15 protein-coding genes, 1 tRNA gene and 1 riboswitch are annotated in these 22,176 nt (G+C 74.2%); of the genes, 7 read left to right on the forward strand and 9 right to left on the reverse strand.

All coding sequences use genetic code 11. The features are described from left to right. Nucleotides 1–254: 254 nt before the first annotated feature. On the reverse strand, nucleotides 255–803 hold the full coding sequence (locus ABEB00_RS16650; RefSeq protein ID WP_345620491.1) for a MarR family winged helix-turn-helix transcriptional regulator: 549 nt from the start codon (nucleotides 801–803) through the stop codon (nucleotides 255–257). A gap of 134 nt (nucleotides 804–937) precedes the next feature. Here ABEB00_RS16650 and ABEB00_RS16655 point away from each other — a divergent pair, with 134 nt between their 5' ends. Beyond that, nucleotides 938–2,200 carry an MFS transporter gene (locus tag ABEB00_RS16655; protein ID WP_345620532.1) on the forward strand — a complete coding sequence of 421 codons (1,263 nt, stop codon included), beginning with the start codon at nucleotides 938–940 and terminating at the stop codon, nucleotides 2,198–2,200. Nucleotides 2,201–2,227: 27 nt separating this feature from the next. Here the strand turns inward: ABEB00_RS16655 and ABEB00_RS16660 are convergent, their stop codons facing one another. Both ABEB00_RS16660 and ABEB00_RS16665 read right to left on the reverse strand, forming a co-directional pair. Beyond that, a complete protein-coding gene (locus ABEB00_RS16660) occupies nucleotides 2,228–3,868 on the reverse strand; it encodes an ATP-binding SpoIIE family protein phosphatase (protein WP_345620492.1) in 1,641 nt (546 codons plus the stop codon). Between the two features lie 170 nt (nucleotides 3,869–4,038). Beyond that, nucleotides 4,039–5,418 carry an NAD(P)/FAD-dependent oxidoreductase gene (locus tag ABEB00_RS16665; RefSeq protein WP_345620493.1) on the reverse strand — a complete coding sequence of 460 codons (1,380 nt, stop codon included), beginning with the start codon at nucleotides 5,416–5,418 and terminating at the stop codon, nucleotides 4,039–4,041. Between the two features lie 374 nt (nucleotides 5,419–5,792). On the opposite strand from ABEB00_RS16665, the gene ABEB00_RS16670 reads away from it, so the two are divergent. Together ABEB00_RS16670 and ABEB00_RS16675 are read left to right on the forward strand one after the other, a co-directional pair. Then, nucleotides 5,793–6,632, forward strand: coding sequence for a TetR/AcrR family transcriptional regulator (locus ABEB00_RS16670; protein WP_345620494.1), 840 nt, complete (start codon nucleotides 5,793–5,795; stop codon nucleotides 6,630–6,632). A gap of 180 nt (nucleotides 6,633–6,812) precedes the next feature. Further along, nucleotides 6,813–8,393: a sigma-70 family RNA polymerase sigma factor gene (locus tag ABEB00_RS16675; RefSeq protein WP_345620495.1), complete on the forward strand. Its 1,581-nt coding sequence runs from the start codon at nucleotides 6,813–6,815 to the stop codon at nucleotides 8,391–8,393. A 54-nt stretch (nucleotides 8,394–8,447) separates the two neighbouring features. Here the strand turns inward: ABEB00_RS16675 and ABEB00_RS16680 are convergent, their stop codons facing one another. After that, nucleotides 8,448–10,607, reverse strand: a complete 2,160-nt coding sequence (locus tag ABEB00_RS16680; protein ID WP_345620496.1) for an asparagine synthase-related protein — start codon at nucleotides 10,605–10,607, stop codon at nucleotides 8,448–8,450. A 682-nt stretch (nucleotides 10,608–11,289) separates the two neighbouring features. On the opposite strand from ABEB00_RS16680, the gene ABEB00_RS16685 reads away from it, so the two are divergent. From ABEB00_RS16685 to ABEB00_RS16700, 4 genes are all read left to right on the forward strand, one after another. Continuing rightward, complete coding sequence (locus ABEB00_RS16685) at nucleotides 11,290–12,714, forward strand: NsdA family TPR-like regulatory protein (protein ID WP_345620497.1); 1,425 nt, start codon at nucleotides 11,290–11,292, stop codon at nucleotides 12,712–12,714. Nucleotides 12,715–12,788: 74 nt separating this feature from the next. Continuing rightward, nucleotides 12,789–14,054: an L-2-hydroxyglutarate oxidase gene (gene lhgO / locus ABEB00_RS16690; protein ID WP_425586509.1), complete on the forward strand. Its 1,266-nt coding sequence runs from the start codon at nucleotides 12,789–12,791 to the stop codon at nucleotides 14,052–14,054. 218 nt (nucleotides 14,055–14,272) lie between these two features. Then, the gene (gene trmB, locus ABEB00_RS16695; RefSeq protein WP_345620533.1) at nucleotides 14,273–15,079 is read left to right on the forward strand and encodes a tRNA (guanosine(46)-N7)-methyltransferase TrmB; all 807 of its coding nucleotides are present in this window, start codon (nucleotides 14,273–14,275) and stop codon (nucleotides 15,077–15,079) included. A 34-nt stretch (nucleotides 15,080–15,113) separates the two neighbouring features. After that, a complete protein-coding gene (locus ABEB00_RS16700) occupies nucleotides 15,114–16,517 on the forward strand; it encodes a PrsW family intramembrane metalloprotease (protein ID WP_425586510.1) in 1,404 nt (467 codons plus the stop codon). Between the two features lie 46 nt (nucleotides 16,518–16,563). Here the strand turns inward: ABEB00_RS16700 and ABEB00_RS16705 are convergent, their stop codons facing one another. From ABEB00_RS16705 to ABEB00_RS16725, 5 genes are all read right to left on the reverse strand, one after another. Beyond that, complete coding sequence (locus tag ABEB00_RS16705) at nucleotides 16,564–17,598, reverse strand: M23 family metallopeptidase (RefSeq protein ID WP_345620499.1); 1,035 nt, start codon at nucleotides 17,596–17,598, stop codon at nucleotides 16,564–16,566. 12 nt (nucleotides 17,599–17,610) lie between these two features. Then, nucleotides 17,611–17,768: riboswitch (cyclic di-AMP (ydaO/yuaA leader) on the reverse strand. 254 nt (nucleotides 17,769–18,022) lie between these two features. Further along, complete coding sequence (locus tag ABEB00_RS16710; protein ID WP_345620500.1) at nucleotides 18,023–19,255, reverse strand: PP2C family protein-serine/threonine phosphatase; 1,233 nt, start codon at nucleotides 19,253–19,255, stop codon at nucleotides 18,023–18,025. Nucleotides 19,256–19,470: 215 nt separating this feature from the next. Continuing rightward, a tRNA-Met gene (locus ABEB00_RS16715) sits at nucleotides 19,471–19,544 on the reverse strand. 77 nt (nucleotides 19,545–19,621) lie between these two features. Then, nucleotides 19,622–20,836 carry an alginate lyase family protein gene (locus ABEB00_RS16720; RefSeq protein ID WP_345620501.1) on the reverse strand — a complete coding sequence of 405 codons (1,215 nt, stop codon included), beginning with the start codon at nucleotides 20,834–20,836 and terminating at the stop codon, nucleotides 19,622–19,624. 98 nt (nucleotides 20,837–20,934) lie between these two features. After that, on the reverse strand, nucleotides 20,935–22,065 hold the full coding sequence (locus tag ABEB00_RS16725; protein ID WP_345620502.1) for a dihydrofolate reductase family protein: 1,131 nt from the start codon (nucleotides 22,063–22,065) through the stop codon (nucleotides 20,935–20,937). Nucleotides 22,066–22,176: the final 111 nt, after the last annotated feature.

The raw sequence follows: 22,176 nt of genomic DNA on the forward strand, positions 1-22,176 counted from the left end.
AGCGGGCGGTGTCTTCCGGGCTGTTGGGCCCTTCCGACGTCTCAAACCTTAGCGGACCTTCTCCCTGATCCTCAAATCGAGGAGTCGGAATGGAATTCGGGCATGCCGAATTCGACCCCGGGGGAGGTGGTGCTGGTGGTGTGAGGTGCCGCTTCTGCGGCGGAAGTGCCACCGCAAAACCGTTACGGCGCTGCGGCAACCCGAAGAACTCTACGGATCGGCCAGGGGGCTGTCAAGCGCCGCCTGTCAAGATCTCAGTCGAGGTCGCTGAGCCGGCCGTCGGCGTCGGGCTGGGCGTGCTCCACCCGGCGCAGCAGCCGGGTGAGGACCTCGCCGAGGGTCGACCGCTCGTCCGGGGAGAGGTCCTGGAGGAGGTCCTCCTCGAAGACCGAGGCGAGGCGCATCGCCTCCAGCCACTTCTGCCGCCCCTCGCCCGTCAGCTCGACGATGACACGGACGCGGTTGTTCTCGTCGCGCTCGCGGGTGACGAGACCCTCGGTGACCATGCGGTCGATGCGGTGGGTCATCGCGGCCGGGGTGAGGCCGAGGCGCTTGGCGATGTCGCCGGGGCCCATGCGGTAGGGGGCGCCGGACAGGACGAGCGCCTTGAGCACCTCCCACTCGGCGTTGCTGATGCCGAGGTCGGCGGTCTGTCTGCCGTAGGCCACGTTCATGCGGCGGTTCAGGCGGGAGAGCGCCGACACGATCTTCTCGACCTGGGGGTCGAGGTCCTGGAACTCGCGCTGGTACGCGGCGATCTGTTCTTCGAGTGTCGGCTCGCCGGCAGCAGAGGTGTCGCCCATGGCCGCAGTATGGCACGGCACAACTTTGCCTTGAAGTCCTTGGGAATGTAATCTTTAGCTTCGAAGTTTAGATCTGAAGTCTTCACTCCTAACTCTTGAAAGTGGTGAACGTGACCAGGGCGAGGGGCGCGGCGATGCGCCGGATCCATGTGGGCAACGCGCTCAGCGCGTTCGGGCTCGGTTTCACCGTCCCCTATCTGTACGTCTACGTGGCGCAGGTGCGGGGACTGGGTTCCGTGACGGCGGGGCTGGTGCTCGCCGTGTTCGCCGTGGCGGCGCTGATCGTGCTGCCGCTCGCCGGGCGGGCCATCGTGCGCCGCGGCCCGCTGCCGGTACTGCTCGCCGCCCTGGTCCTCGCGGCGCTCGGCTCGCTGAGTCTGGGCGTGTCGGGGCAGGCCGGGACGGTGCTGCTGTCGGCCGCCGCGCTGGGCGCCGGGCAGGCCGTGATGCAGCCGGCGCTGGCGACGATGATCGTGGACTGCTCGGCGGCGGAGACCCGGTCGCGGGCGTTCGCCACCCAGTTCTTCCTGCAGAACCTCGGGCTGGGCGTCGGCGGACTCATCGGCGGGCATCTCGTGGACACCTCCAGCGCCGCGTCCTTCACCCTGCTCTTCGCCATCGAGGCGGCGATGTTCCTGGTGCTGGTCGCCGTGCTGGCCACCGTACGGATGCCGGGTGCGCCCCGGATCGGGGACGCTCCGGACGGGCGGTCGGCCCGGGGAAGCTGGAAGCGGCTCCTGGGCAACCGCGCCATGGCACAACTGCTCGTCCTGGGGTTCGTGCTGTTCTTCGCCTGCTACGGGCAGTTCGAGTCGGGGCTGAGCGCGTACGGCGTCGAGGCGGCCGGGATCTCGACCTCGGCGCTGGGCACCGCGCTGGCGGCGAACACGCTGATGATCGTCGTCGCGCAGTTCGCCGTGCTGCGGTTCGTGGAGCGGCGGAAGCGGTCGCGGGTCATCGCGTCCGTCGGCCTGATCTGGGCCGTCGCCTGGGCGGTGGCCGGATACGCCGGCCTCGGGCACGGCAGCCAGACCATGGCGACGGCCGCCTTCATCTCCACGTACGCGCTCTTCGGGCTGGGCGAGTCGCTGCTGTCGCCGACCCTGGTGCCGCTGGTCGCGGATCTCGCGCCGACCGGGATGGCGGGGCAGTACAACTCCGCCTTCGCCCTGGTCAAGCAGCTCGCGCTGGCCGTCGGGCCGGCGGTGGGCGGGCCGCTCGCCGCCGCGCTGCCCGGACCGTACATCGTGGTCTTCCTGCTGTTCTCGCTGGGGATGACGGTGCTGGCGGTGCGGTTGGGGCGGCAGCTCACCCAGGTGCAGGACCGGCCGTGGCTGCTGCGCAGCCGGGTGGTCCGGCAGAGCGGCGCGCCCGCCGGGTCGCCGAGCCGCGCGTAGGCGTGACGGCGGGGAGCGGACCCGGGGTCACGGCCGGGGCAGGATGAACTCGCACCAGACCGCCTTGCCGCCGCCGGGGGTGCGCCGGCTCCCCCAGTGGGAGGCGATGGTGGCGACGATCGCGATGCCCCGGCCGGACTCGTCGGCCGGTTCCGCTCTGCGGCGTCTGGGCAGGTGGTCGTCGCCGTCGGTGACCTCGATGATCAGGCGGCGGTCGGTGCGGCGCAGCCGCAGCCGCATGGGGGGCGTGCCGTGCTGGAGGGAGTTGGCGACCAGTTCGCTGGCCGCGAGGACGCCCAGGTCGTGCAGGTCGGTGGGGAAGCGCCAGCTCGTCAGGACGCCGGAGGCGAAGGCGCGGGCGCGCGGGGCGGCCTCGACACCGCCGAGCAGTTCCAGGGCGGCGTTGCGGAAGAGGTCGTTCTCCGGGCCGGTGCGGGCCGGGTGCTGGAGCACGAGGACGGCCACGTCGTCGTCGTGGTCGGCGGTCACGCCCGCCGCGCGGACCAGGCGGTCGCAGATCACCTGGGGGGTGCCGCGCGCGCCGGCCAGGGCGCGCGCCAGGGCGGCGATGCCCTCGTCGAGGTCCTCGTTGCGCCGTTCGACCAGGCCGTCCGTGTAGAGGACGGCCGTGGAGCCCGGGGCCAGGGGGACCGAGCCGGAGGCGTGCACCCAGCCGCCGGTGCCGAGCGGCGGGCCGTTCGGTTCGTCGGCGCGGTGCACGGTCCCGCTCTCGTCGCGGACCAGGATCGGGAGGTGTCCGGCGGAGGCGTAGACCAGCCGTCCCTCGTTGGGGTCGTGGACGGCGTACACGCAGGTGGCGATCTGGTTGGCGTCGATCTCCATGGCCAGGCCGTCGAGGAGCTGGAGCACCTCGTGCGGGGGCAGGTCCAGGCGGGCGTAGGCGCGGACCGCCGTACGGAGCTGGCCCATGACGGCCGCGGCGCGGACCCCTCTGCCCATGACGTCGCCGATGACGAGCGCCGTGCGGCCGCCGCCGAGGGTGATCACGTCGTACCAGTCGCCGCCGACCGCGGCCTCGGTGCCGCCCGGGTGGTAGGTGGCGGCGACGCGGAGGTCGTCGGGCTCCTCCAGTTCCTGGGGGAGCAGGGAGCGCTGGAGGGTGACGGCGGTCTCGCGCTGGCGGCGTTCGCTCGCGCGCAGGCGTTCGGCGGCCTCGGCGTGGTCGGTGACGTCGGTGGCGAAGACGAGCACCCCGCTGTCGCCGCCTTCGGTGACCGGGGTGCAGGTGAAGGTGTAGGAGCGGCCGTCGGGGGCCTTGCGGGACTTGAGCGTGCGGGGTCTGCCGCTGCGCTGGACCTGGTCCAGGAGCGGGAAGAGGCCCAGTTCGGCCACCTCGGGCAGCGCCTCGCGGGCGCGTTCGCCCAGGGGGCGGACGCCGAAGGCCGCCGTGAAGGCGTCGTTGACGTAGGCGATGCGGTGGTCGGGGCCGTGGACGAGCGCGACGAGGGCCGGGACGCGGTCGAGGACGTCACGGACCGGGAGGTCGTCGACGGCCGGGACGGGCGGGGCCTCGTCGGTCAGTTGTTCCACACGGGCGGCGGGCACGGCGCTCTCTCCCCGCCGGTCCGGGGAGACCGTGGTGTCGGTCCGCGCCAGGGCGCGGCGCTGTGTTCCGGGGAGTCGGGCGCTCCAGCGCGTGAAGTTCACGAATCCTTGCCTCGTGTAGTCGTCGGCGGCCGGCACCGGAACCGGCCGAGGCCCGAAGGCCGCGCGGGGCGAGCGGTGGCCCGCCCGCGGTGGTGGACCAGTCTGGCAGGGCGCCGACCGGGCCGGCATCCGTCAGACGCCGGGCCGGGCGACGGAGTTCCTGGGTCCGGTCAGGACGACCCCTTCGGGTTCTCCGGGGGATCCTGAGAATGCTTTCCACCGGCCGCGAGTTCGAACTCCGCGCGGGGGTGTTCGAGTGAACCCAGGGACACGATCTCCCGCTTGAACAGGCCGGACAGGGTCCATTCGGCGAGCACGCGTGCCTTGCGGTTGAAGGTGGGGACGCGGCTGAGGTGGTACGCGCGGTGCATGAACCACGCCGGGTAGCCCTTGAGCCGGCGGCCGTAGACCTGTGCGACGCCCTGGTGGAAGCCGAGGGAGGCGACCGAGCCGGCGTACTTGTGCGCGTACGTCTCCAGGGGCTCGCCGCGCAGGCTGTGCACCAGGTTGTCGCCGAGGACCCGGGCCTGGCGGAGGGCGTGCTGGGCGTGCGGGGCGCAGAGGGTGCCGGGCGGGTCGGCGGTGACGTCCGGGACGGCGGCGGCGTCTCCCGCGGCCCACGCGTGGGGGACGCCCTCGACGCGGAGCTGGGGGGTGCAGCGCAGCCGGCCGCGCGCGGTCAGGGGCAGGTCGGTGGCGGCGAGGACCGGATGGGGTTTGACACCGGCCGTCCAGACGACCGTACGCGTGGGGAACCGGGCGCCGTCGCTGAGGACGGCGACGCGGTCGGCGCAGGAGTCCAGGCGGGTCTCCAGCCGGACGTCGATGTTGCGGCGGCGCAGTTCGGTGAGGGTGTAGCGGCCGAGTTCCACGCCGACCTCGGGGAGGATGCGGCCGGTGGCCTCGACCAGGACCCACTTCATGTCCTCGGGCCGGACGTTGTGGTAGTAGCGGGCGGCGTAGCGGGCCATGTCCTCCAGCTCGCCGAGGGCCTCCACGCCCGCGTAGCCGCCGCCGACGAAGACGAAGGTCAGGGCGGCGTCGCGGATCTCGGGGTCGCGGGTGGAGGAGGCGATGTCCATCTGCTCGATGACGTGGTTGCGCAGCCCGATGGCCTCCTCGACGGTCTTGAAGCCGATGCCGTGCTCGGCGAGACCGGGGACGGGCAGGGCGCGCGAGACGGAGCCGGGGGCGAGGACGAGTTCGTCGTAGCGCAGCGGGCGGGCGCCGGTGCGCGCCTCGCCGGTGGCGAGGGTGGTGACGGCGGCGGTGCGGCGGGCGTGGTCGATCGACTCGGCCTCGCCGACGATGACACGGCACCGGCCGAGGACACGCCGCAGGGGCACCACGACGTGGCGCGGGGAGATCGAGCCGGCGGCCGCTTCGGGCAGGAACGGCTGATACGTCATGTAGGGGTCGGGGGTGACGACCGTGATCTCCGCCTCGCCCCGGCGCAGTTCGGCGCTGAGCTTCCGCTGGAGACGCAGGGCCGTGTACATCCCGACGTAGCCACCGCCGACAACGAGAATGCGCACGCGTTCCTTCACCATCCCATGACGCACCCGCCGCTTGCGTTTGTCCACAGGCACAGCAATTCGTATGACCGGAGGGCAGACGCGCGGCGGGGCGGCGGCTCGTCCGGTGCGGGAGGAGGAAGCGCAGGTCAGCGCCGGTGATACCGGGTGCGGCGGGAGGTCCGCCGGGGGCGTACTCGATCCGTGCTCCGATCAGGGATCCCGTCGTGCGGAACCTGCCCCTTCTGAATTGACTCCCACTCAACTATGTTCGTGTCGACGGGGTGCAGGGGGACGTGTCCCCCGGGTCCGCGACGGGCGGCCCGGGAACGGGGCCCAGTCCGACACGCTCCGGCTTTCGATGACGGGGAGAGTCTCCGGGGGGAGACGTCATTACCGGGGGATTGTCTATGCATGTTCAGGACTCTCATTGGTCGTCCGCATCCGCTGTCGCCACCGGCGGCACGATGAGCGCGACGACGGGCGCACGCGGGGACGGCGCGCGGAACGCGCCGCTGCGGGTGGACGCACAGCGCAACCTGGAGCACGTGCTGCGGGCCGCCCGCGAGGTGTTCGGCGAGCTGGGGTACGGGGCGCCGATGGAGGACGTGGCGCGGCGCGCCCGGGTGGGGGTGGGCACGGTGTACCGGCGCTTCCCCAGCAAGGACGTCCTGGTGCGCCGGATAGCGGAGGAGGAGACGGCCCGGCTGACCGATCAGGCGCGCTCCGCGCTCGGTCAGGAGGACGAGCCGTGGTCGGCGCTCTCCCGGTTCCTGCGGACGTCGGTGGCGTCCGGCGCCGGACGGCTGCTGCCGCCGCAGGTGCTGCGGGTCGGGGTGGCGGACGAGTCCGCCGACGCCGGTGCGACCGGCGAGCCGCGGGTGCCGCAGCAGCGGATGCAGCCGGGCGGGGGTGAGCTGCGGCTGGTGCCGGAGCAGGGGCCGGGTGCCGCGGCCTCGGTCGGGTCGGCGCCGGTGTCCGCGCCCGCGCCCGTGTCCGCGCCGGCGCCGGTGTCCGTCTCCGTCTCGGTGGAGGACGACCCGGGGGCGGCGACGCTGCTGGAGGTCGTGGGCCGGCTCGTGGACCGTGCGCGGGCGGCGGGCCAGCTCCGGCCGGACGTGTCGGTCTCGGACGTACTGCTGGTGATAGCCACGGCGGCGCCGTCGCTGCCCGACGCGGCGCAGCAGGCGGCGGCGTCGTCCCGTTTACTGGACATCCTGCTGGAGGGGCTGCGGTCCCGCCCGGCGTGAGCTGAGCGAGGCGGCCGCGACGCACGCGGGGCTCCTCGAACGGGTGACGGTCAGTACTGTGTTGCAGGCGAAACCCCCCGGACGGGTGAGGGTGTGCCGCGTGCGGTTCCGGTGCGGCCTCCCTGTGCCACGCTGACCCGGTGTTCGGGTCGGGTGGGCAGGCGGCGGGGGCTTTCCGCGATGGGTGTTGACGGGCGGGACGAGTCACTCGGTGACGGCGGCGCGGAGGACGGTGTCCTGCCACCGCCGCGCGTCCTGCCACCGCCGCGTGAGCTGCCCCCGTCCGACGCCGAACTCCTCGGGTGGCTGCGTTCGGGCGACGACTCCGCGTACGAGGAGCTGTTCCGGCGCCACGCCGAGGCGGTACGCCGGTACGCGCGCACCTGCTGCCGCGACGCCCACACCGCGGACGACCTGACCGCCGAGGTCTTCGCCCGCGTGCTCCAGGCGGTGCGCGGCGGTGCCGGGCCGGAGCACGCCGTACGCGCGTACCTGCTCACCACCGTCCGGCACGTCGCCGCCGGCTGGACCCGGTCGGCCCGGCGCGAGCAGCTCGTGGAGGACTTCGCGGTGTTCGCCGCGCGGTCCGCGCGCGCGCCGTCCGTCGCGGACGAGGCCATCCTCGACCCGGGCGCCGATGTCCGGGCGCTGCACGAGGCCGAGCGGTCCATGGCCGTGCGGGCGTTCAGGTCGCTGCCCGAGCGGTGGCAGGCCGTGCTGTGGCACACCGAGGTCGAGGAGGAGTCGCCGAGCCAGGTGGCGACGCTCTTCGGTCTGGACGCCAACGGCACACGGGTGCTCGCCGGCCGGGCCCGGGAGGGGCTGAAGCAGGCGTACCTCCAGGCCCATGTCAGCGCCGCCCTCGCCGACGACGAGGAGTGCGCCCGGTACGCGGACCGGCTGGGCACCTACGCGCGCGGAAGGCTGCGCACCCGGGCCGAGCGGGGCCTGCGGCGGCATCTGGAGGAGTGCGCCAGGTGCCGGCTGGCGGCGATCCAGATCGAGGAGGTCGCGAGCGGCATCCCGGCGCTCGTGCCGGTCGCGGTCATCGGCTGGTTCGGGGTGGCGGGGTACGCCAAGGCGGCCGGGATCGTCGCCGCCTCGGCCGCCGGCGCGGGGGCGGGCGGGGCGGGCGCGGGCGGGGCGGCGTCGCAGGGGCTGGGTGTGCCCGCGAAGGCCGGTATCGCCGTCGGCGTGGCCGCGGCCGGGATCGCGACGGTGGTGCTGGCGCTGACCGGCGGTGACGCCCCGGACAGGGAACCGCGGGCGGCGTCGGCGCCGCCCCCGGCGGTGACCCGGCCCACGGAGAGCGCTCCGACACCCCGCGAGCCGTCCCCACGCCCACCGGCGGCCCCGCAGGCCCCGCAACCCCCGCGCCGTACGCCCTCGACGCCGGCCCCGGCCCCGGAGCCACCGCCACCCGGGCCCCCGACACCCCGGCCCTCGACCACGCGGCCCCCGACACCCACGCCGTCCGCGACTCCCCCACCGACACCCGCACCCACGCCGAAGCCCACCCCCACCCCGCCGCCGCCCGCGCCCGCACCCCCCGCCCACCAGCGGCACGAGTGGTCGTACGGCATCACCGTGGACGCGGACGGCGTACGGCTGTGGCGGTCCGGGACGGTCGCGGGCGGAAACGCGGCGGTGCCCGTCCGGGTGGACCTCGCGGGCCGGGAGACCGTACGGCTGAGCGTGCGGCTGGTCGCCGGACCACACAGCCCCTCCGGCACGGTGGCGCCGGTGGACCGGGCGGAGTAGCGCGCCGCAGCGCGCCGGACTCGCGGGTGCGGGCCGCCCCGGCCGGGTCCCCGCTCAGCCGCCGGAGGCCAGCGCCCCCCGCAGCGGCGCGATTCCCGCGGGTACCGCCCGCGCCCGCGCCGGTGTCCCCGTCCAGCAGGTGCCGCGGCGGGCCAGCAGCCGCCCGAGCCACAGTTCCAGGGAGATCAGGTCCGCCAGCCCGTCCAGCGGCAGCAGCTCACCCGCCGCCGCCCCCCGGACCGCCTTGCGCACCACGCGTGCCTCGACCAGCCCCGCCTCCGCGAGCAGCGGCCGGTCGAAGAGCCCCATCAGCGAGTCCGCCGCCAGCCGCAGCCCCGCCCGCGCGGTGGTCGCCGCCACCGCCTCCGTCGGCGTACCCCAGCCGCTGGGGACGTCCCGCACCCCGGCGCCCTCCAGTACCGACCGCAGGATCGCGGCCCGCGCGCCGGGCCGTACCCGCAGCGCCTCCGGCAGTGCCCGGCAGGCGCGGACGACCTGGTTGTCGAGGAACGGGGTGTGCAGTCGCTGGAACCGGATCTCCGCCACCTGCTCCAGCACCCGGACGTCCGCCGCCTGCCGCGCCAGCGCCGCCCGCGCGCGCAGGTCACCGGGCCGTTGCCCGGCTCCCGACCCGGACCGCTGCGTCGCCGCCTGCAGCCGGACCGCGACCTCGGCGAGCGCCTCCCCGGTCAGCCAGCGCGCCGCGGGTCCCGGTCTGCCCCAGCTCAGCGCCGCCAGCGACGCCTGGGCCGCCCCGTCGCCCGGCTCGTCGAAGTGCCGGCCCCGCAGTTGTTCCGCGAGGACGTCGAGGCCGTTCCGGTAGGGGGTGCGCGAGAGCCGCCTGGCCGCCGCGTACACCCGGGCGGGCACCATCACCGACCCGTCCGCCTTGGCCAGCGCGGCGACCGGGCGCACCAGCGGGCGCCGCCTGCGGTCCATCAGCAGGTCGGCCAGGCGGGCCGGATGGGCGTCCAGCACCTGCCGCGCCCCGTACCCGGTGAAGTGGTCCGCGCTGCCGGCCGCCAGCCGCGCCCGGTGCCGCGCCGCCGACACCAGGCTGGGCCCGGGTTCGTCGGTCAGCGGCCCGTCCAGGCCGGCGTAGGGCAGTACCTCCTCGTCACCCGCCACCACGACGTGGTGCAGCCGGGGGTTGGCGGCCAGCGCGCCGGCCCGTTGCAGCTCGGCCTCGCGCCCGCCGACCGCGAGGTCGTTGAAGGTGACGGCCAGCAGCCGCTCCCCGGCGCCCGTGCCGTGCCCGAGGACGGTCCCCGGCCTCCCCGGCAGGCCCGCCGCGAGCAGCGCCAGCGTCCCCGACGCCGGTCCGCCGGACAGGTCCGCCCCGATCCCCGGCACCGGCATCCCGCGCGCGGCACGCCGCTCCGCCGGACCCATGCCGGGCACCGGACCGGGGTCGATGCCGTCGCCGGGGACGTGCCGGGGCGCGGCGAGCCGGGTCCGTACCGCCTCCACCAGCGCGTCCCGGACACCGTCCACCGCGCTGTCGGGGTCGGTCGGGGCCGCCGCCACGGCGAGGGAGGCGACCGGCTCGTACCCGGCGATCTCCCGCGCCCCGGCGCGCAGGATCAGCGCGTGCCCCGGCGGAAGCCGCTTCACGCCGTCGTACGGGGTGGAGTCGTCGAGCGCGGCGGGTACGTCGGGGGCGGCCAGCAGCGCGGCGAGGTAGGGGAAGTCGAGGTTGGCCTCGACAAGGTCGGCGAGCGGCAGCGCGGCGGTCGCGTACGCGGTGCCGCCGGCCCACGGGGTGTGGAAGACCGGGCGGGCGCCCGCGAGGTCGCCGCAGACCGTGATCCGGCGCCCGACCTGGACGACGGCGGTGTAACTGCCCGGCCAGGCGGTCAGATGCCGCAGCGCGCCGCCGCGCGCGGCGAACAGCGCGACGCGCAACTGTTCGTCGCCGGCCCCGCAGATGCCGAGGATCGCGATCCGGGTGTGGGCGTCCGCGCTGACCACGCGCACCTCGTCGGGGCGCCAGTCGCCGACCGCCCAGAGCGGATCGGGGTCGCCCCACAGGAGTTGGGAGCCCACCGGGTGCACGGTCTCACCGTCGTACCCGGTGGCGCCCGCCGAGCCGGGCCCGCCGTACCCGAGGTCGTCCCGGGACCCCGTCGACCCCCCGGACCCCGCGGAACCCATGGACCCCGCTGCTCCCGCGACGTGCACGGCGGCGCTGCTCCATCCCACCAACCACCGCATCGACGCCTCCACAGGCTGGGGACAACCAGTGCACCGCACGAACTGGTTCCCCATGCTGCCATGAAGGGCGCGCGCCAGAGCGGCGGCGGAGCCGCCGGGGCCTCGGCCGGGGCGTCCTGGCCCGGCGAGGGGCGGCGGTCTCGGTACTTTCCCGCGGGCAGGCAGCCGCGACGCGAATGCGCCCCCACTACGCGCCCCAAGAACATCCAACGCGCCCTCAACTGCCATGGTGAGAGCGGTGGTGCCCAAAAAGAGACGGGGTAGATATTCAGCCAATTAGCAAAGCCGACGATGTGTTCGAACACGCTCCGTACAGGCTTTGCGTGTCGTTCCGTGACGCACGGTCCGGGAGACGGAGCACGTCTCCCGGACCGGTCCGCCACCCGCGGGGATGTAGGCGGCGGTGTCCCCCAGCCCACTGGATCCAGTACAGCGGGCCGACCCACGCACCGCCCATGGAACCGCTCCCCCGGTGGCCGGAGTAGAGCGCACACACAGGCGCACGGCCACACATCGGGAGCACACGGCAACACTCCGTACATGCCCCGCGGTTACGGGCGGACCACAATCCCGCCATCCGGAACAATGCCTCTTAACGCTTGGGATGCGGCGAACTACGCTGGGTTTACGAATGCCGCATGGTTATGCCAGCGCGACAGCCGTCTGTGTCGAGGGGTGGCGCATGTCCAGGGAGCAACGCGGGCCGAACGAGAAACTCGGCGCCGTTCTCGCCCTCGCGGGAATCAGCAACGCAGGACTCGCGCGGCGCGTCAACGACCTCGGCGGGCAACGCGGGCTGACGCTTCGCTACGACAAGACGTCGGTGGCGCGGTGGGTGTCGAAGGGCATGGTGCCGCAGGGCGCCGCCCCGCACCTCATCGCCGCCGCCATCGGCCAGAAACTCGGCCGCCCGGTGCCGCTGCACGAGATCGGCCTGGCGGACGCGGATCCCGCGCCGGAGGTGGGCCTCGCCTTCCCCCGGGACGTCGCACAGGCGGTGCGTTCGGCGACCGACCTGTACCGCCTCGACCTCGCCGGCCGCCGCGCGGGCGGCGGCGGCATCTGGCAGTCGCTGGCCGGCTCGTTCGCGGTGAGCGCGTACGCGACGCCCGCCTCGCGCTGGCTGATAACCCCGGCCGACAGCTCGGTGGCGCGCGAGGCGAGCCCGGCCGAGGGCTCCGGCGCACCGCTGAAAGTCGGCCACAGCGACGTGGGCAAGCTGCGGGAGGCCGCGGAGGACGCCCGCCGCTGGGACTCCAAGTACGGCGGCGGCGACTGGCGCTCCTCGATGGTCCCCGAGTGCTTACGGGTCGAGGCGGCACCCCTGCTGCTCGGCTCCTACTCCGACGAGGTCGGCCGCGCCCTGTTCGGCGCCTCGGCCGAACTGACCCGCCTGGCGGGCTGGATGGCCTTCGACACCGGCCAGCAGGAGGCCGCCCAGCGCTACTACATCCAGGCGCTGCGCCTGGCACGCGCGGCGGCCGACGTCCCGCTGGGGGGATACGTCCTGGCCTCCATGTCGCTCCAGGCCACCTACCGCGGCTTCGGCGACGAGGGCGTCGACCTCGCGCAGGCCGCCCTGGAACGCAACCGCGGTCTGGCGACGGCCCGCACCATGAGCTTCTTCCGCCTGGTGGAGGCCCGTGCGCACGCGCGGGCGGGCGACGCGCACGCCGCCGGCGGGGCGCTGAAATCGGCCGAGAGCTGGCTGGAGCGCGCCCGGTCCGGCGACAGCGACCCGAAGTGGCTGGGCTTCTACTCCTACGACCGCTTCGCCGCCGACGCCGCCGAGTGCTACCGCGACCTGAAGGCACCCCGCCAGGTGCGGCGCTTCACCGAGCAGGCACTCTCCCGGCCCACCGAGGAGTTCGTCCGCTCGCACGGACTGCGCCTGGTGGTGTCGGCCGTGGCCGAACTGGAGTCGGGGAACCTGGACGCCGCCTGCGAGCAGGGTGTGCGCGCCGTCGAGGTCGCCGGACGGATCTCCTCCGCCCGCACCACCGAGTACGTCAAGGACCTCCTCCAGCGGCTGGAGCCCTACGGCGACGAGCCGCGCGTGGTCGAGTTGCGCGAGCGCGCCCGCCCGCTGCTGATGGCCCCCGCCTGAACCGACGCGTCCGCTTTTCGCTTCCCGGGTTTGAGGGCGTTGTCAGTGGCGCAAGGCACTATCGGACCCGGGAGGTGAGGCAGGTGCGGCCACAGAGCGCATCCGCACCGGCGCAGGCGCGCGCATCCGCGTACGACTGCGACGTGCTGGTGATCGGCGGCGGGATCGTCGGTCTGTCGACGGCGTACGCGATCTCGCGCGCCGCCCCCGGCACCCGGGTCACGGTCCTGGAGAAGGAGCCCGGCCCGGCCCGCCACCAGACGGGCCGCAACAGCGGCGTCATCCACAGCGGCGTCTACTACCGCCCCGGCTCCCTGAAGGCCCGGTACGCGGTGCGCGGCGCCGCCGAGATGATCAAATTCTGCGCGGAGTACGGCATCGGCCACGCGGTCACCGGCAAGCTGATCGTCGCCACCGAGCGCGCGGAGCTGCCCCGCCTGCACGCCCTCGTGCAGCGCGGCCGGGAGAACGGCATCCCGGTGCGGGAACTGGGCGCCGCCCAGATCGCTCAGTACGAGCCGGAGGTCCGGGGCCTGGCCGCCATACACGTCGCCACCACCGGCACCTGCGACTACGTGGCCGTCGCCCGGCAGCTCGCCACCGCCTCCGGGGCCGAGATCCGCTACGGCGCCCAGGTGCTGCGCGTCGACCGCCGGCCGGACCTCGGCGTCGCCGTGCGCACCCGGTCCGGGGACGTGGTGCGCGGCCGGGTCCTGGTCAACTGCGCCGGCCTGCGCTGCGACGAGATCGCCCGGCTCACCGGCGACGACCCGAGGATGCGGATCGTCCCGTTCCGCGGGGAGTACTACGAGCTGGCCCGGCCGGAGCTGGTGCGCGGGCTGGTCTATCCGGTGCCCGACCCGGCGTTCCCCTTCCTCGGCGTGCACCTCACCCGCTCCCTCGACGGCAGCGTCCACCTCGGCCCCAACGCGGTGCCCGCCCTCGCCCGGGAGGGCTACGGCTGGGGCGTGGTGCGCCCCCGCGAGCTGGCCGCCACCCTCACCTGGCCCGGCTCCTGGAGAATCGCCCGCCGGCACTGGCGGTACGGCACCGGCGAGCTGCGGCGGTCCCTGTCGAAGAAGGCGTTCACGGCGGCGGTGCGCCGGCTGCTGCCCGCGGTGACGGAGGACGACCTGGTGCCGGCCTCCGCCGGAGTGCGGGCCCAGGCCGTACTGGCGGACGGCACGCTGGTCGACGACTTCCTGGTCCGCGAGGCCCCCCGCGCGGTCCATGTGCTCAACGCGCCCTCCCCCGCGGCCACCGCCGCCCTCCCCATCGGCCGGGAGGTGGCCCGCCGCGCCCTGACCGCGCTCGGCCGCGCCGAGGGCGCCGCGGCGTGACCGGGCGCCGCGGCACGACCCCTCCGCCGGCCCCTCCGACGGCTCCCCGCCCGAGCCGCAGCCCCGCGCCCACCCCGGCGGCCCGTAAAATCGAAGCCACTGTGTCTGATTCCCACCCCACCCCCGAGTCCCCGGTCCTCACATCCGAGTCCCCGGTCTCCACCCCCGACTCCCCGGCCCCCACCCCCGAGTCCCCCGCCCCCGCCTCCCCGGTCCCGGTGTCCGCGCGGCACACCCGGCCCAAGGGTGAGCCGCGGTTCCCGGACGGCCCCCGGGCCGACCCGGCCGGCAGCCACTTCGAGCGGCGGATCCGCAGCTTCCAGCCCCGGCGCAGCCGGGTCACCGCGGGCCAGGCGGACGCCCTGCAGCGGCTGTGGCCGAAGTGGGGGCTGGACATCGACGGGCAGCGCGTCCTCGACCTCACCGAGCTGTTCGGCGACGACCGCCCGGTGGTCCTGGAGGTCGGTTTCGGCATGGGCGAGACCACGGCCCGGATGGCCGCCGCCGACCCCGGCACCAACGTGCTGGCCGCCGACGTCCACACCCCCGGCCAGGGCCACCTCCTCGGTCTCGCCGAGCGGGACGGCCTGACCAACGTCCGGGTCGGCAACGGCGACGCGATCATCCTGCTCCGCGAGATGCTCGCCCCCGACTCCCTGGCCGGCCTGCGCGTCTACTTCCCCGACCCCTGGCCGAAGAAGCGGCACCACAAGCGCCGGCTGATCCAGCCGGAGTTCCTCACGCTGGCCGCCGCCCGGCTGCGGCCGGGCGCGACCCTGCACTGCGCCACCGACTGGGAGCCGTACGCCGAGCAGATGCTGGAGGTCCTCACCGACCACCCCGACTTCGAGAACACCCGGCCCGACGGCGGTTTCGCGCCCCGCCCCGCCCACCGTCCGCAGACCCGTTTCGAGGGTCAGGGACTGGAAAAGGGTCATGTGGTGAACGATCTGCTCTTCCGCCGCGTACCGCACCGGGTACAGCGGCAGGACCAGCACCAGGACCTGCCCCCCACCGGCGCCTGAAGACCGGGCCCCTCGTCTCGTTAGGGTCGATGCCGTGGCCACCAGTTCCCCGCGTCCGACGCCCGCAAGCGGTCCCCCCGACGACGCCCACCGCCTCCCGCACCCGCACTGGTGGCAGCGCGCGTGGGTGCGCTACGGCGCGCTGGGCACCCTCTTCGCGCTCTCCGGTCTGGTCATCCTGTCCCTGGTGCGCGAGCAGACCGGCACCGAGGGGTTCCTGGTCGGCCTCGGGCTCGCCGTGCTGCCCGTGCCGCTGCTGCTGGCCGCCTTCCGGTGGCTGGACCGGGTGGCCCCGGGCCCCTGGCGGACCATGGTGTTCTGCTTCGCCTGGGGCGCCTGCGCGGCGGCGCTGATAGCCATCGTCGCCAACACCTTCGCGACCCGCTGGATAGCCACGGCCACCGCCGATCCGGCCGGCGCGGACACCCTGGGGGCCACCGTCATAGCCCCGGTGGTGGAGGAGTCCGCCAAGGCCGCCGCCGTCCTGCTGGTCTTCCTCTTCCGCAGACGCGACTTCACCGGAATCCTCGACGGCGTCGTGGTCGCCGGCGTCACCGCCACCGGCTTCGCCTTCACCGAGAACATCCTCTACCTCGGCACCGCCTTCGGCACCGACCGGCTCAGCGGCGAGAGCGGCATCGCCTCCGTCACCGCGGCGACGTTCTTCGTCCGCATCGTCATGTCGCCCTTCGCGCACCCGCTCTTCACGGTGCTCACCGGCATCGGCTTCGGCATCGCCGCGCTGCGCGGCGGCCGCCCCCGTGCCCGGCGCGTCCTGCTCCCGCTGGCCGGCCTGCTGCTCGCGATGGGCATGCACGCGCTGTGGAACGGCTCGTCGACGCTGGGGGAGTACGGCTTCTTCGGCGTCTACGCGGCGTTCATGGTGCCCGCGTTCGGACTGCTGACCTGGCTGGCCGTCTGGACCCGCCAGCGCGAGCTGAGCACGATACGACAGGAGCTGCCGGTCTACGCGATGGCCGGCTGGCTGACCCCGGCCGAGCCGTACGCGCTGGCCTCGCTGAAGGCGCGGCGCCTGGCCCGCGCGTACGCCCGCCACCGCGCCGGGAAGGCCGCGGCGCGGGCGGTGACCCAGTACGAGGCGTACGCGACCGAACTGGCGTTCCTCCGGCACCGGGCGCGCGACGGCCGGGCGGGCCCGGACTTCGCGGCCCGGGAGCGGGAACTGCTCCAGGAGCTGTGGCACCGGCGCGAGGCGGCCCACCCGGCTCTGGACCACGCGGCCCGCGCCACCGCGCCTGCGGTACCGCTCGCCGCCCCGCCATGGCCGCCGTACCCGTACATCACACACAACGCCCAGACCACGTACAACGCCTACAGCACGTACAACGCGCACACCGTGTACAACGCCTGCCACCCGCACAGCGCCTACACCACGCCCACCACGTACGCCTACAGCTACAACCCGTACCGTCCGTGAACCGGCAGCCCTGACGTCGGGGGGTGTTCGTCAGGACCGCCGGGGATCAGGGGGTGAGGCCCTTGCCCTGGAGCCAGGCCATCGGGTCGATGCCGGAGGCGGCCCCGCCGGGGTGGACCTCCAGGTGGAGGTGGGCGCCGGTGACGTTGCCGGTGGCGCCGACGCGGCCGATGACATCGCCCGTGCTGACCTTCTGGCCGACGCTGACGCTGATCGAGGACTGGTGGCAGAACCACAGCTCGGTGCCGTCGTCGAGGGTGAGGATGGTGCGGTAGCCGTAGGAGCCGGCCCAGCCCGCCTCGGTGATGGTCCCGGTGTGGACCGCCTTGATCAGCGTGCCGGTGGGCGCGGCGAAGTCGAGGCCGGTGTGGTAACCGGACGACCAGTAGGCGCCGGCCTGCCCGAAGGTGGAGGTGATCGTGTACGCGGAGGTCGGCAGCGCGTACTGCGCGGCGAGCTTGGCGAGGCGCTCGGCCTCGGCCTTCTTCGCCGCCTCGGCGGCCGCCTTCTTCTTCTCGGCGGCGGCCTTGGCCTCCGCCTCCTTCTCCGCCTTCTCGGCGGCCTCGGCCGCCTTCTTCTCGGCGGCGGCCTTCGCCTCGGCGGCGGCCTTGCTCTCGGCCTGGTCCTGCTGCTGCTCGGCCTGCGCCATGATGCGGCCGACCAGCGCCTCACCGGCGGTGGTGCGCTGCTCGGTGTCGGCCACGGCGACGGCGGCGACGCCGCTGAGCGGGGTGGCCGAACCCTGGGGCTCGGGCTCCTCGTCGTCCGAGATGAGCGAGCCCACGTTGGGCAGGTCCGGCATGGAGATCGAGACCGGCGGCTTGCCGGTCTGCGCGCTGGCCATGCCGCCGGCTCCGACGGCCGCTATGACGCCGACGCCGAGGACGGTGGAGCTGCGGGCGAGACCGCCGCGCTGCTTGGCGACCCGGTGCCGGCCGCGTACGGGAAGTACGGACTCCGCGGTGGGGTTCCACTCCTCGAAGGGGCCCTCGTCGGCGCGGACGGCGCCGTAACCGAACGTCTCGGTGTCGCGCGGGGTAGGCGCGAAGTGGGCCTCGGGGGCAGGCCGGTTGGACGCCACGTGGGCGTGCTCCTTTCCTTCCGTCTCCGCCTACCGGGTTAGCTGACGGGTTCGGAGCAGGAAGGTCTCCTACGCGCGTATACCGGCCGTGTCGCCACGGCGGCGGACTCGCGATTCACCCCAAGGTGGTGGTTCCCCGGTTCCCTCACGGGATTCGGCGCGTGCGCGCGGAGCCGCCTTCTGTGACGGCTGGGACGACCGCGCTGCGTTATCGAACGTTAATAGACGCGTGGCACGGATTCCAAGCCGTTCCTCTTGATCATTAGGAAATCCGGCGGGGAGCAAGGCCGCATGACCGCTGAAAACCGGGCGACTTGACCGCCCTTCCACCGTCTCCGGGGAACCCATTTTCCGACCGGCTAAACCTGACGGTATGTCAGCCGTTACCAAACGCCGGTCGCGCGCTCACCACCGGTGACAATGATCAAGGACGTTGTACGGCGAGCAGCGCCATGTCGTCCGCCATGCCGCCCCCGGAGTGCCGGCGCACGTCCTCGGCGAGGTGGTCCAGCAGCGCGCCGGGGTCGCCGAAGTCGCGGCCCGCCAGCCGCTTCTGGGGGTCGTAGAACTCGCCCTCGGCGTCCCGGGCCTCGGAGAGTCCGTCGGTGTAGAGCAGCAGGGTGGAGCCGCCGGGGAAGGCGCTCTCCTCGGCGCGATCGGGCCAGACGCCGAGTTCGCCCATGCCGAGCGGGAGCGCGGCGTCCCGGGCGGAGAGCGTCCGCAGGGTGCCGTCGGAGTACAGCAGCAGGGGCGGCGGATGGCCGCGGTTGACGAGGCGGACCACGGAGCCGCCGTGCGGGAGTTCGACGAGGATGGCGGTGGTGAACCCCTCGAAGGCGTCCAGTCCCTCGCGCCGGGTGCCCTCGCGGGCCAGCGCCCGCTCCAGCCGCTGCGCGACCGCCTCCAGGGTGGCCTCCTGCTCGGCGGCCTCCCGGAAGGCGCCGATCACGACGGCGACGGCCGCGACCGCCCCCATCCCCTTGCCGCGCACGTCCCCGACGATCATCCGGACGCCGCGCGGGCTGTCCTGCACCGCGTACAGGTCGCCGCCGATGAACGCGTCGGCCTGGGCCGCCTCGTAGCAGGCCGCGATCTCGAAGCCGCCGATCCGCCCGGCGGGCTCGGGCAGCACGGCGCGCTGGGCGGCCTCGGCGATCTCCCGGGCGGAGGCGAGGCGTTCGTCGGTGCGGCGGACGAAGGCGTTGACGAAGACGGCGAGGGCGGCGACGGTCGCGATGGTCACCAGTTCGGTGATCGAGTCGATGTAGTGGGCGACGTCCTTGGTGAACTGGAGCGCGGTCACGGCGACGACGACGGCGATCCCGGTGAACAGGGTGCCGCGCCGCGAATAGAGCGGGGCGGCGACCAGGGGCGCGGCGGTGTAGAGCGGGCCGGCGGTGAAGTAGCGGGGGGTGAGGCAGTCGTAGACGACGGCGACGGCGATCAGCAGCAGGGGGAGCAGCCGCACGAACCGCCGGACGCTGGTGAACCGCCGTTCCTCCCGCCCGAGGGACCGGACGCCGGGCCGTGCCGCGCCGTGCCCGTGTCCGTCGCCGCCGTGCCCGTGTGCGTGCTCGTGTGCGTGTCCGAGGCCGGGGTCGGGCACGGGGTCGCCGGGGAGCCGGCCGCCGGCCCTGGCGTACGGTCCCTCGTCCACGTCACCAGGCCGCACCACTCGTCTCCCGCCACCCATGTACGTCCACGTACGTCCACGCCGCCGTCCCGTCCGTCCAGGGTTCCCGGAACCGGGACGGGCGGCGACCGGTGTGAGCCGGACGGATGACGCGACATGGAGAGAGGACGGGAGAGGGAGAGGAGGGCGAACGCACCGATGGCCGGGATCCTTGTCGGATCCCGGCCATCGGCCTTCAGTAGCGGGGACAGGATTTGAACCTGCGACCTCTGGGTTATGAGCCCAGCGAGCTACCGAGCTGCTCCACCCCGCGTCGTTGTGGTTTTAGTGTACGCCATGTTCAGGGCGGTGCGCACACCGGTGATCCGCGGCGGTGATCCGCGGCCCGTCTCACCGGCCGGGGTTGTCCGCGTGGGTCAGCGTCTCCCAGGAGACGAAGAGGTCGTCGGTGCCGGCCGGGCGGGTGCGGGCGGCGAGCCGGTGGGCGGCCGGGACGGAGTCGCCGAGCCGGTTCTCCAGGTGGTTGAGGGCGACCTCCAGGTCGGGCCCGAGGTCCCGCTCGACCTTGCCGCCGCACAGCCACTTCGGCGCGGTCTTCGACGCCTGGTGGCGGGCGTGCAGGGCGAGCGCGGCCTTCAGCCGGTCCTTCACCTCGGCGTACAGGTCGACGCCCTGGTGCCAGGCGGTCTCCGCGATGTGGGCGGTGGCGGCGATGGAGTGGCCGACGTGCGCGAAGTTCCGGCAGGTCTCCTGGGTGACGCCGTCCTTGTACGTGGCCTGCTCGAACCAGTACGTCGTCAGCCGCTTCGGGGTGTCGATGGCGCTGCCCGCCGGGGTGTACGGCAGCTTGCCGTCCTTCTCCAGGTAGAAGTAGGCGGGCACCCGGTCCCGGACCCGCTTGAGGGCCTGGTCGAACGCCTTGTGGTCGTCGAGGAAGACGGCCGCGGAGATCGCCCCGTCGGTCATGACCAGATCCCAGTTGCCGTTGAAGTCGGGGACCTTCTTCGTCAGCCGGGGCAGGTGCGCGCCGCGCAGCATCTTCTCGAACCGCCGCACCCGGCTCTCCGGCCAGCCGGCGTCCGGTGTGTGGCGGACCAGTTCCGCGGCCCGCGCCCAGGTCGAGGCGGTCCACCCCGCCTGCAGCCCGGCGTTGGCGCCGGTGTGGTCCGTCAGCCTCGCCGACCAGGCGTCCATGATCTGCCGGGCCTGGCCGGCGTGCTGCGGTTTGCCGGTGACGCCGAAGAGCAGGGCCTGCGTGTAGGCGGCGATGGCGTCCGCCCGCTCCTCGGCACAGCCGCGGCCGGCCTCCTCCCCGCCCGGACAGTGCACCGTCGTGAAGGGCCGGGCCCGGTACTTGTACGAGCCGTACTCGCTGTCCCGCATCGCCAGGTACGCGGTGAGCCAGGGCTGCCGCCCGGCGGTGGTCTTCTCGCGCACGGTGTCGAGCTGGGCGTCGCTGACGAGCACCCCGGGGTGGGTGAACTCCGCGTCGGCGGGCAGCGCCCGCACCCTCGCCCGCCCCGACTCGTCACCGCACCCGGCGGCGAGCCCCGCGAGCAGCACCGCCACCGCCAGAGCCGTCGCCCGCCTGCCCACTGCCCTCATGGCCACCTCCGCGTCGGTCGGGGACGGAAACACTTGGCAGCGTGCCGGTGCGGCGGGCGCGGCGCAGTACGGGTTGGGCCGATCGGCCCCAGCCGTGCTCAGCCCGGCAGATGGAGATTGGGCCGCCTGGCCCGCTCCTCGTACTCCGGGAGTACGACGACGGCGGCGCCGGCCGCGGCGAGCAGCCCGCTGCCGTCGGCCGCCACCACGAAGGTGTCCGGCTCCCGCCAGGCGGTGACGACGCGGCGGATGCCCGCGTCGAGGATGAGCCGGGCGCAGGGCGCGGGCCGGGAGGCGCGGTGGGCGCAGGGCTCCAGGCTGCTGTAGACGGTGGCGGCGGGCAGCCTCGGGTCGGTGGCGTCGATCTTGGCGAGGGCGGCCTCCTCGGCGTGCGCGACGAGGTCCCCGCCCTCCCGGGAGTACCCCCGCGCGAGTTCCGTACCGTCGGCGCCGACCACGACCGCGCCCACGCTGAAGGCCGTCCGCGAGGGCGGGCAGAGCGCGGCCAGCTCGCAGGCGAGGGCGAGCCAGTGCCGGTCGGCGGCGGACGCGCGGCTTCCGGTGCCGGGGGCGGTCGGCTCGTAGCGCATCAGGACGACGTCCTCGATCCGCCGGGTCTCCACCAGGCGCAGCCTTCCGCGCTGGTAGCCGCCGGGCCCGAACAGGCGGGGCGCGTCCGGGTCGCCGACGAGCAGCGGGGCGAGAACGAGTTGCAGTTCGTCGGCGAGGCCCTCGCGCAGCAGTTGGGTGTGGACCGTCCCGCCCCCCTCGACCATCAGTCGCCGCACACCGTACCGCTCGTACAGGTGCGCCAACGCCGCCCACCAGTCCAGTTCGGCCCCGAGCGGGACGACCTCGGCGGCGATTCCGAGAGCGTGGGCGCGGGCGGCCCCCCGGTCGGTGGTCAGCAGCACCTTCGCACCCCCCGTGTGCCAGAAGGCGGCGCCCGGGTCCAGCTCGCCCGACCCGCTGACGGTGACCTTCAACGGAAACTCCGCCCGCCCCTCCCCGACCCTGAGAGCCCGCCGCTCGGCCGAGTTCACCAGCAACCGCGGATTGTCGGCCCGGATCGTGCCGGCCCCGACCAGAATCGCGTCGACGGACGCCCGCACGTCGTCGACCCGGTCGAAGTCGGCCGGGGAGGAGAGCAGAAGACGCTCGGGTCCGGTGTCGTCCAGATACCCGTCGAGGGAGACGGCTGCGGAGAGGAGGACGTACGGGAGAGGCATCGGCGGGCTCCGGTGAGGTGGGTGAACGGGCAGGCGGCCAGGCGGCCAGGCGGCCAGGCGGCCGTATGAGCAGCAGATGGCCGTATGGGCATGGGGCGGATGGGCAGGGCC

The organism is Streptomyces ziwulingensis, assembly GCF_039542605.1.
Classification (GTDB): Bacteria; Actinomycetota; Actinomycetes; order Streptomycetales; family Streptomycetaceae; genus Streptomyces; species Streptomyces ziwulingensis.